Origin of the sequence: Ochrobactrum teleogrylli (assembly GCF_006376685.1) — a bacterium.
Lineage (GTDB): Bacteria > Pseudomonadota > Alphaproteobacteria > Rhizobiales > Rhizobiaceae > Brucella > Brucella teleogrylli.
The window spans coordinates 18,482-32,273 of sequence record NZ_VEWL01000013.1 but is presented as its reverse complement, the minus strand read 5'-3'; the positions used below and the strand labels follow the sequence as shown (position 1 = coordinate 32,273).

Below are 13,792 nucleotides of genomic sequence, written 5' to 3'. Positions count from 1 at the left end.
CTTTCCGCCCGGCCTATTACCTCTCAGCAGTAATCATATCACCAATCATCGGACCGATTTTGACAATAAGCGAAGGAAAAATCCCCCGCCAATAAGAGAGGCAAGCAGGCCCGCCGACATGGGCCACGGATAGGCGAGATTGCGCCCAAGCCAATCTGCAAATACGAGCAGCAAGGCGCCGAGCAGAGCGCTGGCCAGAAGTCGCATCGTCACCCCTCGGAACCCGAGCATTGCTGCAAAATGCGGCACCATAAGACCAATGAAGCTGACGGGCCCGACAGTGATCGTCGCCGCCGTTGTTCCAAGTCCTGCAATGGCAAGAAGGATCGCCCGGCTTGACGAAACTTTAAGGCCAACAGAGCGCACCGTTACATCGCCCAATGGAAAGATATCCAGCGGTCGCCTGAACAGAAGGGCTGCAAGCAGAACGATAGTCGCGCAGATGCAACCCAAAGCCGCATCATTCCAGCCGATGTTACCCATCGACCCTGAAAACCAGTTCAGGAGGCCAGCCACCCGCGGATTGCCACTGGCGAGAAGCAGGATCATCAGAGCATGGAACATGCTCCCCAAGCCAACGCCGATGAGAAGAACGCGTTCGGGCTGAAAAGCAGTACGCCAGCCGATCCCGGCAATGACACTCAGCACGACCAATGCGCCGAAGGTGGCGACGGCAAGCTTGGAAAAGCCGCTCGCATCGCCCATGAAGAGCACCGCGATTGCAAGCCCAAAACCCGCACCATAGCCGATGCCGAGCAAATCAGGACTGGCCATCGTATTTCGCAGCGTACCCTGCAGAACAAGGCCCGCAACTGCGAGACATATGCCGGCGCCCGCCGCAGCAAAAATTCTTGGCCCGCGCCACCCTGTTACGGCCTCTGGCGCGGCAAAACTCCAGCCGTCAGGCGTATTCGACACCAGCACTGAAAGGATCATGCAAAAGGCAAGAGCGCATGAAAGGGCAAAGAGGAGGCGCAACGGCTTCTGGAGTCTCTTTCCAGTCGAGGTACCTTCTTGTGCTGACGAAACACCGGGCAGACGAACGCGGCTTGCCAGAATGACGAGAATTGGTCCTGTGAAGAGGCCCGTAGCGGCGCCCGCGGGAATATTGCCGACGAAAGGCGCAATGGCCCGCAACAGCTGATCGATACCGACAAGCAGCAACGCGCCGAGCAAAGCCGACCACACGAGCCTGCGCCCGTCCTGCCCGGGGGCAAAGGCGCGCGCAAGGTTGGGCGCGGCAAGTCCGATCATACCAATCAGCCCAAGACTGCTGGTAATGACCGCAGCAGTCGCGGCAGCGGCAGCAAGCAGAACCAGCCGCATCATTGCTGGTGAAATACCAAGGCCCTTTGCCTGGTTATCACCGAGCGATAGAAGATTGAGCGGACGTTGCAGAATGAAGATGAGTACTGCAAGCGGCAGGAGGCGCGGAAGCAGATAGAGACAGACTTCCCACCCACCCTGCTGCAGGGAACCTGCCTGCCAGGTCAGCAGGTTGATGAGGTAATCATGATTGAAGAGTACAAGCAGGCTGAAGATTGCATTGCAATAAAGTCCAACCATCAAACCGGCCAATACGACAGTCGTCGAAGAAAACTGTCCGCGAGAGGCGATGAACAGCGAAAGGCTGAGTGCCATTCCCGCACCGATGATTGCTATAGCTTCATTGCTCGCGATCCACAGGCCGGGTGCGAAAACCAGGGTGAAAGCCAGTGCGATCTGCGCGCCGGAGGCGACGCCCAAAAGTCCGGGTTCAGCCAGCGGATTGCGCAGAACGGTTTGAAACACCGCGCCGCCAAGCCCGAGCGCACCGCCCACGAGCAGGCCGACCGCAAGACGCGGCAGAAAGCTGTAATAACCGATCACATGGCGCGGATCGTCGGGATTGGGAGCTGTTATAATATGCAGCCATTCTGCGGGCTTAGCGATGCTAAGAAAGCCCTGGACAATCAACAGCGCTACACATGCCACCGAGAAGGCCAGCATTATCCAGCGCAGGGAGGATTTTCGCGGGCGGGCGCAGGTTGTTTCAAGGCCGCTCACGCCATGTTCTCCAATGCCGAGGCGATGAGATCTGCCAGATGGGCCGCGGAAGGCACGCCGCCAAAGGGATGAAACTGGTTCAGCCATGCGACGCGTCCATCGCGCACCGGTCGGAGCAGTTTCCACATGGTGTTTTGCTGTAAGGAGCGTTCGGTCTGAATCCGTTGCGAGGGAATGTCCACGACGAGAAATGCCGCGTCAGCGCTTTCCACCAGCTGATCAAGCCCGACACGAGCCATGCCGGTTCCATTCACCGGGCCAGACCAGACATTCGAAAGTGCGAGTTTTCGCAACACGGCATCGGGAAGCGTGCCTTCGCCATACATGGTCATTTCACGGCCGCCAATATCAGGCAGCATGACACCCACCGCATACTTATGTATTGAGACCGTTTCACGCGCCTTTGCAAAGCGCGTTTCCGCATCCTCCACCACGGAAGATGGCACGGAAGGCGAAACACCACACAAATTCGCGACGCGGTTCAATATCTCGATCGCCAGCTGGTATCGTTCGACATTGGGCGTCGTGATGCTCGGCACCAGCGCGACACGCGCAACATCGGCGATGCGCGGGGTCATCACCAGATTATAATCCGTCGCGATCACAAAATCGGGCTTCAGCGCTGCAAGCGCTTCAAGATTGATCTCCCAGAAAGGCCCGACATCAACGACCGTTTCCGGTAAAACCGGCGCCGCCATACGCTGACGGTAGAAACTTGTATCGGAAAGCCCCACGGGTACAATTCCGAACGAGAGCATGGCTTCCGCCGCAGCCCAATCGATCGCCACGACACGCGGAGCAGATGCGGCGGCAACCGTAGAACCAAAGCCTGAAAGCCCCGCGCAAAGCGCGAGGCCCGAACCCAATAATATCTGGCGACGTGTCAGCAAAGCATCTGCCCTAGAAGCTGACCTTCACCCGGCCAATAACCGAGCGGCGGTCGCCTTCATAGCAGCTGACGGTATCTTCACAGGTGGTGAAATACTTCTTGTCGAAAAGGTTCGTCGCGTTGAGCTGGAAGGTCATGTCCTTGTATTTGTAGCTCACACCAGCGTCGACCAAAGTGCGGCCGTCAACCTTGACGGTATTGGCCTTGTCACCATAGCTGGAACCGACATAACGCACGCCGCTACCAAGGCTCAAGCCTTCCAAAGCGCCGCTGTTGAATGTGTAATTCAGCCATGCCGAAGCCTGATGTTCAGGCACCATCGTCGACTGCTTGCCGATATAGGCGGCGGCGTCTTCGGTGATTTCGGTATGGGTGTAGGTATAGGACCCAATGAAGTCCCAGCCATAGGAAAGGTTGACTTTGCCTTCCAGTTCCAGACCGCGTGAATGGACCTCGCCGGTTGCCTGCGGGCCATCGATGTAGCTGTAGGAAACGACATTCGACTTCACGATGTCGAACCACGCCATCGTGAACAGGCCGTCAAATTCCTTCGGCTGGTATTTGACGCCGGCTTCCCACTGACGCCCTTCCGACGGATCGAAGGTGTTGCCGCTATTGTCCGTGCCAAGATTTGGAACGAAGGATTCCGAATAGCTGACATAAGGCGCAATCCCCCATGGCGTGACATAGGTGACGCCAGCACGACCGCTGAACTTGCCGATATTCTGGTCGGTATCGCTGTCGTCGAGACGATTGTGATTGTCGAGGTTCAGCCAGTCATAGCGACCGCCGAGTGTGAAGATCCAGCTGTCGTTGAATTTGACCTGATCCTGCGCATAGACGCCGGTCTGATTGTATTTTTGACGATAGCTCTGCGTCTGCGTCGTCGGCACGGAGATCGGAATACCGTAAGACGGGTTGAAAGGATTGAGGCTCGGTGCCGGGTCACGATATTGCGTGACATCGGAGTTGGAATAGGAATAGTCAAGACCGAGCAACGCTTCATGCGCGATATTGCCGGTTTCAAATTCGGCAACTGCCTGATTGTCTACGACAAAGCCGCTCATATTCTCGTCGAAACGGCGCGCCTGCCGGGTAATCCCCGTCGGTCCGAGACCGAGCGCCAGCACGTTGTCGAGAAGGAAACTCACCTGACCGTAACGCAGGTTCTGCTTCAACGTCCAGATGTCGTTCAGATGATGTTCGAACTCATAGCCGATACTGCCCTGCTTCTGCACGCTTCTGTTGAAGTCGGGATCACCAACCAGAATATTCGGAGAGTTCGGATAGAGATTGCTGATCGTGGCGGGCAGAACGCTGCCGCCGCTGTCGTCACGCAAAAGCTGGCCGGAGACAGTCAGCGACGTATCGGCGTCCGGCGCCCAGGTGAGCGACGGTGCAAACATGTAGCGGTCGTCCTTGACCTCGTCTCCATTGGAATATTCGAACTGCGTATCGCTTTTGCGCACCACGCCGATCATACGATAAAGCAGCGTCTTGTCCTCATTGACCGGCCCCGTCAGATCGACGCCGAACTGCTTGCGGTTATAGCTGCCATATTCCACCGAGGTTTCATGGAAGGCTTCGGCCTGCGGCTTCTTGGTGACGCGGTTGACCAAACCGCCAGCATCGCTCTGGCCATAGAGCGATGACACCGGGCCGCGCAGCACTTCAATCGAATCCAGCTCATAGGGATCGGTGCGGAAGAAGGTGTAGCTGTTGGAAAGCTGGCGCAGTCCATCTTGGTAGGAACTGGTGGACTGGGCGTTGAAGCCACGCATCAGGATCCAGTCATAACCCTTCGGGTCGGGGCCATAGGTTTCAATGGTCACGCCCGGCACATAGCGCAGGATTTCTGTCACGCTCTGCGCATTCTGGGTTTCGATCTGCTTGCGGCTGACCACCGAAACCGACTGCGGCACTTCAATCAAGGGCGTATCGGTCTTGGTTGCGCCTCTGGAGTTTTCGACTACAACGCTGCCCGATGTATCGCCTGCGACTGCGCCTTGCAGAGTGATCGTGTCGAGAAGCAGCGAACCGTCCGCAGCCACGGCTCCCGCATCGCCAGCCTGTTGGGCTGAAATAGTCACCGTGTTTCCGCGAATGCGATAGGACAGGCCCGAGCCGGACAGAATGCTGTTCAGCGCTTCCGAGCGGGTGAGCGTGCCTTTTGCGCCAGTGGAATTCTTGCCGCGCACGATATTGGCATCGTAGAAAAGCTGGACGTCGGTATTATTGGAATATTGCACCAGAGCCTTGGACAAAGGCTGCGCCGCAATATTGAAAGACATACGCTGCACCTGTTGCCCGGCGCCCGCGGCCTGCGCCCAGACCGGGCTTGTCGCAAACGAAGCGACGGCAACCAGTGCGCTTGCTGCCAGAAGATGCAAGGAAAACTTCAATTTGAGAAGAAGAGCTGCGCGTCCCTGGCCAATCCCTGTCTGAATTCCCCTCGTCTTATCCACGCGCATGCTGCAATCCCCAATGTCTGACACCCCGCCGACGGGCGGGAAACTCTGTTTCATGGCGGCCGCCAAGCAGCCCCTCAGATGGTTAGACACCTCGGAAACGCGAACTAATGAGCGGTCCGGAAAATATTTTTGATAATTTTTGTCAGGTTAACGCCGTGTGACGACTGTTACCCAGCCGGAAGCGTTCATAACCTTGACGGGAAGGGTTTCCGCAATGGTGGCAAGCGCCGCTTCCGCATCGCGAGTATCGAAGATCGCCGTCACCGGCATATTGCCTATTTCGGCATCGGTCAGGAAAATCCTGCCTCGGCGATAACGTTCGAGTTCCGTCAGCACACGGCGCAGCGGTACATCTTCAAAGATAACGCGGTCATTGCGCCATGCTTCGACGATCTGAATGTCAGAGCGATGCGGCGTGGCGATAGCGCCACCACCGAACGTCAGCTGCCAGCCTTCATCAAGTCGAACTGGCGCAGCATCACCAAAGGCCACCGACACGGCATGTTCAACCACGGTAACGATCACCGCATCTTCGTCCAGCTTGACATCGAATGCCGTACCAAGTGCGGTGATGGTGCCGCCTTTGGCGGAAACCACAAAAGGGCGCGTCGCATCGGCGGCAACCTGAAAGAAGCCCTGTCCCTGATGCAGCACCAGATCGCGGCGCTTGTCCGAAAAATCGACCGAAAGGGCGGAATAACTGCCAAGCTCCACCGTGCTGCCATCGGCAAGGGTAAAGCTTCGGCGCTCGCCCACAGCCGTCTTGTAGGTCGCAAACAAGCCGGGGTGCGACAGCATATAGGCACCGGGCGTCAGTACCAGCGCCGCGAAGCCGCCCAGAACGACACCCCGCCTGCTGATACGGTTCGATCCCTTGTATCTATCATATTCGGGTTTCACGGCATCAAAGCGCTGCCACAGAGCTTGCGCACGCTCATAAGCAAGCTGGTGGGCCGGATCGGACGCTATCCAGACCGAGAACGCACACCGGTCATCGGCGCTAACGGCTTTGTCCTGCAAAAGCACGAACCATTCCAGCGCTTTCATGAAAACCGGGTCAGTCTCGAAATCCTTCATGCCTGTCCACAACTGCCTTGGCTCTTCCTATGCGGAGAGCCGTTTGTCGAGTTCGGCCAGAGCCGCTACAATCTGGGTTATAACCGTATTGCGCGAAATTCCCATACGCGCGGCCACTTCATCGTAAGTGAGGCCTTCGATCCTATTGAGGACGAAAGCCTGACGGCGGCGCGGCGGCAAATCCGCGATGGCCTGCAAAAGACGTCGCAGCTCGCTGCGAAATAGCGCCGTCATTTCCGGCGAAGGCGTGCCGTCGGCGTAACGCTCCGGCGCGTCGTCTTCCAACTCCACATCCGCCCTGCGACGGGCGTCACGTAAGTGATTAAGCGCAAGATTGCGCGCTGTGCGCTTCACATAAGCGGGACCCGGCACCTGTGCCGCATCGTCATAGTGGGAAAGCAGGTTCAGGAAGGCCTGCTGAACGACATCTTCGGCTGCGGCGGCGTTTCCGACAATACGACGCACAAAAGTCCGCAGACTAATATGCTCGCTCTCATAAAGTTCAGTCAGATCCCAAAACCGGGAAGTCATTCCTTCGCGCGCTCCAGACAACATGTTTACAGCCGCATTTGCGAAATAGCAGCTGTCTCACGCCATAGAGGTCCGAAAAATATCGCGCAATCACAATGATTTAGAAGAATTCTAGGCGGACAAAATAAACATGCATAAATTACTCAGCTTTTATCGTTAGAAAACATCGACTTCGGTTGAAAAATACACGCGCCGGTCGTTGGCGGGGAAAGGCAACCATCAAAATTCTAATATCTTAATGTATCTAAAATATCACATAAATCGCCTTGATTGCTTGGGCGAATATTATCGAAACATCTTTAAACCGGATCTATGCCACCCTCCTGAAAGCCATACGGTGAAACATGATCGCCAGAAGCGCCGGCTCGACAAGCGGCGCGGTATAACGGTATTGCAGGCTGATAGCCTCCCTGTGCATGAATGCTCAGCACATGTGCCGTCCATCGCGCGATCTTCCGGGTCACAACACCGTCAGATACAAACCGTATGGCAAACCTAAAAATCCCATCTGTGGTCGTTGAAAATAGTTTGCGATATTAACGCTCTAACTAGTTCTTGTCGTTCGTTGTTCAGCACAATATGGTTTGGGTGTTAACTCCTGTATTGACCTTTGTTTTTGGACAGAATGCGCATGAATGACAAACGAGGTTCTGGCGCTTCGAAGCCACTTAATCCGGCAACATCATTCCACGAGAATGACCGGCCCACGTTGAAGACGATCGCGTTCATGACTGGGCTCGGTGTCACGACCGTTTCGCGCGCTTTGAAAGATGCTCCTGAAATCGGCCCTGAAACTCGAAAACGCGTTCAGCTTATTGCGCGCCAAATCGGTTATCGCCCCAACCGGGCGGGAGTGCGACTGCGCACAGGCAAGACGAACGTCATCGCACTTGTCCTCAATACACAGGACGAAATCATGGGCTTTACCAGTCAGGTCATTCATGGCGTGGCCGACGTTTTGGCCGAGACCCAATATCATCTGATCGTGACACCCTATTTCGACTCCAGAGCGCCCATTGAGCCGATACGCTATATCGTTGAGACCGGCTCCGCTGATGGTATCATTTTTTCACGTACAGAACCCGACGATCAGCGTGTGCATTATCTGATCGAGCATGATTTTCCATTCGCCACCCACGGGCGAACGGATGCAGGCATTGACCATCCATATCACGACTTCGATAATCAAGCATTTGCCCGAAGGATGGTGGGGGAGCTAAGCGCTTGCGGGCGCAAAAAGCTTGTGTTGTTGACCCCTCCAGCGCAGCTGACCTATTACCGCCATATGGTCAATGGGTTTTATGAAGGGTTGCGGGAATTTGGTTGCTTCGGTTCGCCGTTGGAAGGTGTTGATCTCGATACACCACTTGAAGATCTTCGTGTTTATATCGCCGATCTGATGAAAAGTCCTGATCGCCCCGATGGCATCATATGTTCGGGCAGCGCAGCAGCATTGGCTGTTGTTGCGGGCATTGAAGATGCCGGATTGCATATCGGTCAGGAAGTTGATGTTGCTGCGAAGCAGTCCACTCAAATTCTACGCTGGTTCCGCCCCGGCCTGATTGTGGTGGAGGAAAGTTTCAAACTGGCCGGGCAACAGCTCGGCAAGGCGATTTTGGGGCGCATCAATGGAGCGGATCTAAAATCGCTCCAGACGATAGGATAATGAAAGCACAAGTTGAGCTACAAGCCGTTCCGACGATCGAACGGCTTGCGCTATTCGAGAAAAGAAGAAGCTAGCTCATTGCCCGCTTTGCTTCGGCTTGTGCCGGAAGCAGTAAAGCCTCGGCGGCGGCAATATCAAGCGCTTCAGGTCTGGTGCACGTTGTCGCCACCTCAACGAAACGCCCCTCCTCGCCCGATTTGAGAATGGCGAGCATGACATCGACACCATGCAAGGCGCGTTCAAGCGAACAGCGCATGTCACGGCCTTCCAGAATAGAAGTCGCCATGTCGGCCAATCCGGCTGTACGATAATTCGCCATCATACCATTGGAATGTTCTTCATTCGCAATACCAAATGGATGGCTCCAATTTTCAACAGTCGTCGCAGGCTGACCCGGTTTTACCACCTGCACGTCGCCGCCAAAGAAGTTCGGATCGGGCAGATAGAGCGATCCTTCCGTGCCATATAGTTCCATATTTGCATGGCGATGCGACCAGACATCCCAGCTTGCAGACAATGTGATTGTCGCGCCTTGTTCAAACTCAAGGAGCGCATGGATGGTGGTCGGAGTTTCAACCGGGATAATTTGTCCCTTGCGTGGTTCCGACAGGATAGTCCGCGTCGGCGTCGCGGCTGAGGTCAGCGCCGCAACCCGTTTTATCGGACCGATCAGGTTGATCAGATTGGCAATGTAATAGGGCCCCAGATCGAGGATGGGACCACCGCCGCGCTTGAAGAAGAAATCCGGGTTCGGGTGCCAGTGCTCCATGCCATGGCTCATGACATGGCAAGTGCCCGATGTGATGCGTCCGACATGACCACGATCGACTTCACGCCGGGCAAGCTGATGCGCTCCACCAAGAAATGTGTCGGGAGCGCAGCCCACTTTGAGGCCGCGACCATCGGCGAGCGCCTTCAGTTCAAGCCCCTGTTCCATGGACAAAACCAACGGCTTTTCCGAATAGGCGTGCTTGCCTGCGGCCAGTATCTGTTTTGTGACGGCGTAATGCGCATCAGGAATAGTCAGGTTGACGACGATATCGATGTCGTCATTCTGCAGCAATTCATCGATGGTCTGAGTCTTTATGCCAAATTCTTCAGCGCGCGCCTTGGCCGCCGCTGGATTAATATCGGCACATGCCCGAATTTCGATGGATCGAAACATCGGCGAAAGCCGCAGATAGGCCGCCGATATATTTCCGCAACCGATAATGCCGACACCAAGTATGTTCGTCATTTTCTTCTCCAGATCAAAGTGTCTTTACGGTTTCGATGGAACGGCTGGCAAACCGCGTATCGTCCGATGGATTATCGTGTTCCATCACGAAATAGCGCACCGGCGTTTTGCGCAGGGCTGCGAACAATCCAGCCCAATCGACCGTTCCATGGCCCACATCTTCCCAACCGTCCTCGTTGGTCTTTTCACCGCTAACCGCAATATCCTTGACGTGCACAGCGAGGATGCGGTCACCATAGCGTTCGATCCATCGAAGAGGGTCGGCCCCGCCCTTGATGATCCAGGCTATATCGGCCTCCCATGCGAGTTCCGGCGACGCATCGAGAATATGTTCTTGCGGAACCGAGCCGTCCGGCAGCACCCGAAACTCGAAATCGTGATTGTGCCAGCCGAACGCGTAGCCTGCCTTGCGATAGGGTTCACCGGCAGCGGCAAGCCGTTTGCCGAACGCCTGCCAGCCTGCAACCGTATCCGGACGGCGATCCGCGTCGAGATAGGGACAAAAGATTGCTTTCATATCGGCAACCTTTGCGATCTCCAGAACACGGTCGATTTCGTTTTCCAACATATCGAGACCGAAATGCCCCGTCGGCATGGAAAGCCCGAGAGCATCGAGATCTTTCTTCAGTTGAACCGGATCACCATAGATGCCGCCATATCCTTCCACCCGGCTGTAGCCGAGATCGCGCAGCATGGTCAAAGTGCGCTCCAATGGCTGGAAGTTGCGGGAACTATAGAGTTGATAGGAATATCCGTTCATGTCTTTCATCCTTCGAACCAAATCCTGAATTTTAACCGGGCTTCGACGAGACAAAGCGCTCCCGTCACGGCCCGAATTCTTCGTGCCGTCTCTTCAAAGTCAGTCGTTTCACATATGATGGAAGCGCTATCGCGCTCGTGCGTAGCTGTTCATCTAAAGCCTTTCCTCAGACTGAGAATCGAATAGTGACAGGGCGTCGGCTTTGAAGCCGATCCTGACCTTATCGCCTGCCCGATAACGCTTACCGGCCTCGACACGCGCAGAAAGCGCATGTCCGTTTAGCTTGAGCCAGACCAGACTATCCGCGCCCATCGGCTCATCCAGATCGACGGTCGCCTCGAAGCCATCTGCGACATCAAGCCTGATATGTTCGGGGCGGACACCCAGCGTCACCTTCCGCCCCTGCTCCAGCGCGCCGTCGTAACCGTCGAGTTGCACCGCGGCTTCGCCTATGTGGAAGACCGGCTTGCCGCTTCGCGAAGCGATTTCGCCGGAAAAGAAATTCATGGAAGGCGAACCCAGAAACCCGGCAACAAAGCGGTTCCTGGGGCGATTGTAGATCGTCAGCGGATCGGCAAGCTGTTGAACGACACCGCCTTTCATCACGGCGATACGATCGGCCAGCGTCAAGGCTTCGATCTGGTCATGGGTAACGTAGATCATCGTATTGCCGAGCTTCTGGTGCAGGCGTTTGATTTCGACACGCAGTTCCGAACGCAATTTGGCATCGAGATTGGAGAGCGGCTCGTCGAACAGAAACACATCGACATCGCGCACAAGCGCTCGCCCGATAGCGACACGCTGGCGTTGGCCACCCGACAATGCCGAGGGCTTTCGTTGCAACAATGGTTCAATCTGGAGGATTTCGGCCGCACGTTTGATGCGCTTGTCGATCTCGGCCTTGGGCAGACCCGCGACGCGCAAACCGAAAGACAGGTTTTTCTCGACGGTCATTTGCGGATAAAGCGCATAAGACTGAAACACCATGCCGATGCCGCGATCCTTGGGCTCTTGCCATGTGACATTGCGCCCTTTGATGAAGATACTACCCTCGGAAATATCGAGCAGACCTGCAACACAGTTCAGCAAAGTCGACTTACCGCAACCGGATGGTCCCAGAAGCACGAGAAACTCGCCCTCGCCGATCTCCAGATTGAGATTTTGCAGAACGTTGACCGAACCGAAATCGAGCGACAGATCCTGAATGGAAACACTGGAATTCATGAGGTTCATCCTTTCACTGCGCCCGCAGCGATACCGCGTACGAAGTAACGGCCTGATACGAAGTAAACGAACAAGGGTACGGCGCCTGTCAGAATGGTGGCGGCCATATTGATGTTATATTCCTTCACACCCTGCATGGAGTTGACGATATTGTTGAGCTGAACGGTCATCGGAAAATTCTGCGTTCCTGCGAACACCACACCGAACAGAAAATCGTTCCAGATTCCTGTTACCTGAAGAATGATCGCGACCACGAATATGGGGAACGCCATCGGCAGCATGATCTGGAAGAAGATGCGCCAGAATCCCGCACCGTCTACCCGCGCGGCCTTGAAGAGTTCGGGCGGCAGGGCGGCAAAATAATTGCGGAACAACAGTGTCAGTATGGGCATGCCGAAAATCGTGTGGACGAACACAACACCAGCCAGCGTGCCGAATATGCCTAGTTCCCGCGTTATGATGACAAGCGGGTAAAGCATGACCTGATAAGGAATAAACGCCCCGAACAACAGGACCGAAAAGAAGATTTCCGATCCTTTGAATTTCCAGTTCGCCAACGCATATCCGTTGACCGAAGCAATGGCGATGGACACGATAACGCTTGGCACGGTGATCTTGACGGAGTTCCAGAACCCGGCGCGGATGCCTTCGCAATAAAGGCCGGTGCAGGCCTGGCTCCATGCCTTGACCCACGGTTCGAACGTGACTTCGACGGGTGGCGCAAAGATATTGCCGAGGCGTATTTCCGGCATGCCCTTCAATGAGGTCACAACCATCACATAGAGTGGCAAAAGATAGTAAACAGCGGCTACAAACAGGATGCTGTAGAGCATGACAGTAGCAGGTGCAAAGCGTCGTTTCGGCTTGCGCCCCCAAGGCCGCGCAGCACTGCCTTGCGCCACGCCAAGCGGAACCTCGGTTCGCTCCAGCGCAGTTTCCATTTTCCGGTTCAGCACTGCTTCCGTCATCGCGCTTTCCTCCGGCTGTATTCGAGCATGGTCCATGGGACGAGGATGATGAGGACGGTGGTGAGCATGACCGTCGAAGCGGCAAGCCCCTGTCCGAGATTGGCCCAGCCGAACATGAAGTCGTAGACATATTTGGCCGGCACTTCCGAAGCGATCCCCGGACCGCCATTGGTCATGGCGACAACCAGATCATAGAGTTTCACAATGCCGGTCGCGATCAGCACCACTGTTGTCACCAGCACCGGGCGCATCATAGGCAAAATGATGAAGAGATAGGCTTTCCACTTGGGAATGCCGTCGACACGCGCGGCCTTCCAGATTTCATCATCCACATTGCGCAATCCGGCCAGCATCAGGACCATCACCAGTCCGGTCATCTGCCAAAGCCCGGCAATGACGATTGCGTAGATGACATAGGTCCGGCTTGACAGGATCGCCATTTGAAAACTGTCGAACCCTATATCGCGAATGACTTTTTCCAACCCCAGTTGAGGGTTGAATATCCATTGCCAGACGAGTCCGGTCACGATGAATGACAGCGCATAAGGATAAAGAAAGATCGTGCGAAACGTATTCTCGAAACGGATCTTCTGGTCCATCAGCGCCGCCAGCAAAAAGCCAACCACCAGTGAGAACCCCATGCAGAGAACACCGTAGATTGCCAGATTGCGAACAGACACATGCCAGCGGGAAGCGCCGAAGAGCCTGACATATTGATCGAAGCCGACAAAATTCCATACCGGCAACGATTTTGAGGACGTGAAGGAATAGGCGACCGTCCAGAGCGTACAACCGATAAAGACCACGAGAACAGTCGCAATCATTGGAAGTGCTGCAATTTTCGCATTCAGATTGCGAAACATTCCGGAGGGCTTTCTGAGCCTGCCCTCTTCCATAACGGCCATGATATCCTCCCTGTTCCC

The 13,792-nt window shown here is 55.4% G+C and carries 11 protein-coding genes; 1 reads left to right on the top strand and 10 read right to left on the bottom strand.

The genetic code is table 11. The features are described from left to right. Nucleotides 1-45: 45 nt before the first annotated feature. The 5 genes from fhuB to FIC94_RS17985 all read right to left on the bottom strand — a co-directional run bounded on the left by fhuB (nt 46) and on the right by FIC94_RS17985 (nt 7,014). Entirely contained in the window at nt 46-2,046 is a 2,001-nt protein-coding gene (fhuB, locus tag FIC94_RS18005) for a Fe(3+)-hydroxamate ABC transporter permease FhuB (protein WP_140025889.1), read from the bottom strand. After that, nucleotides 2,043-2,936 (bottom strand): ABC transporter substrate-binding protein, encoded by an 894-nt coding sequence (locus tag FIC94_RS18000; RefSeq protein WP_235892059.1) that lies wholly within the window; start codon nt 2,934-2,936, stop codon nt 2,043-2,045. The genes fhuB and FIC94_RS18000 overlap by 4 nt, the downstream gene beginning before the upstream one ends. Before the next feature lie 10 nt (nt 2,937-2,946). Further along, entirely contained in the window at nt 2,947-5,406 is a 2,460-nt protein-coding gene (locus FIC94_RS17995; RefSeq protein ID WP_140025888.1) for a TonB-dependent siderophore receptor, read from the bottom strand. A gap of 147 nt (nt 5,407-5,553) precedes the next feature. After that, complete coding sequence (locus FIC94_RS17990; protein WP_140025887.1) at nt 5,554-6,483, bottom strand: FecR family protein; 930 nt, start codon at nt 6,481-6,483, stop codon at nt 5,554-5,556. A 27-nt stretch (nt 6,484-6,510) separates the two neighbouring features. Beyond that, nucleotides 6,511-7,014 carry an RNA polymerase sigma factor gene (locus tag FIC94_RS17985; RefSeq protein WP_140025886.1) on the bottom strand — a complete coding sequence of 168 codons (504 nt, stop codon included), beginning with the start codon at nt 7,012-7,014 and terminating at the stop codon, nt 6,511-6,513. 631 nt (nt 7,015-7,645) lie between these two features. Between FIC94_RS17985 and FIC94_RS17980 the strand changes: the two genes are divergently transcribed. Beyond that, nucleotides 7,646-8,680, top strand: a complete 1,035-nt coding sequence (locus FIC94_RS17980; protein ID WP_140025945.1) for a LacI family transcriptional regulator — start codon at nt 7,646-7,648, stop codon at nt 8,678-8,680. Between the two features lie 70 nt (nt 8,681-8,750). On the opposite strand, the gene FIC94_RS17975 is transcribed toward FIC94_RS17980, so the two are convergent. The 5 genes from FIC94_RS17975 to FIC94_RS17955 form a co-directional block, all read right to left on the bottom strand. Next, nucleotides 8,751-9,917 (bottom strand): Gfo/Idh/MocA family protein, encoded by a 1,167-nt coding sequence (locus FIC94_RS17975; RefSeq protein ID WP_140025885.1) that lies wholly within the window; start codon nt 9,915-9,917, stop codon nt 8,751-8,753. A 13-nt stretch (nt 9,918-9,930) separates the two neighbouring features. Continuing rightward, entirely contained in the window at nt 9,931-10,677 is a 747-nt protein-coding gene (locus FIC94_RS17970; protein ID WP_140025884.1) for a sugar phosphate isomerase/epimerase family protein, read from the bottom strand. 153 nt (nt 10,678-10,830) lie between these two features. After that, a complete protein-coding gene (locus tag FIC94_RS17965; RefSeq protein ID WP_140025883.1) occupies nt 10,831-11,901 on the bottom strand; it encodes an ABC transporter ATP-binding protein in 1,071 nt (356 codons plus the stop codon). 5 nt (nt 11,902-11,906) lie between these two features. After that, nucleotides 11,907-12,869: a carbohydrate ABC transporter permease gene (locus tag FIC94_RS17960; protein ID WP_371830934.1), complete on the bottom strand. Its 963-nt coding sequence runs from the start codon at nt 12,867-12,869 to the stop codon at nt 11,907-11,909. Beyond that, entirely contained in the window at nt 12,866-13,774 is a 909-nt protein-coding gene (locus tag FIC94_RS17955) for a carbohydrate ABC transporter permease (protein WP_140025882.1), read from the bottom strand. The genes FIC94_RS17960 and FIC94_RS17955 overlap by 4 nt, the downstream gene beginning before the upstream one ends. Nucleotides 13,775-13,792: the final 18 nt, after the last annotated feature.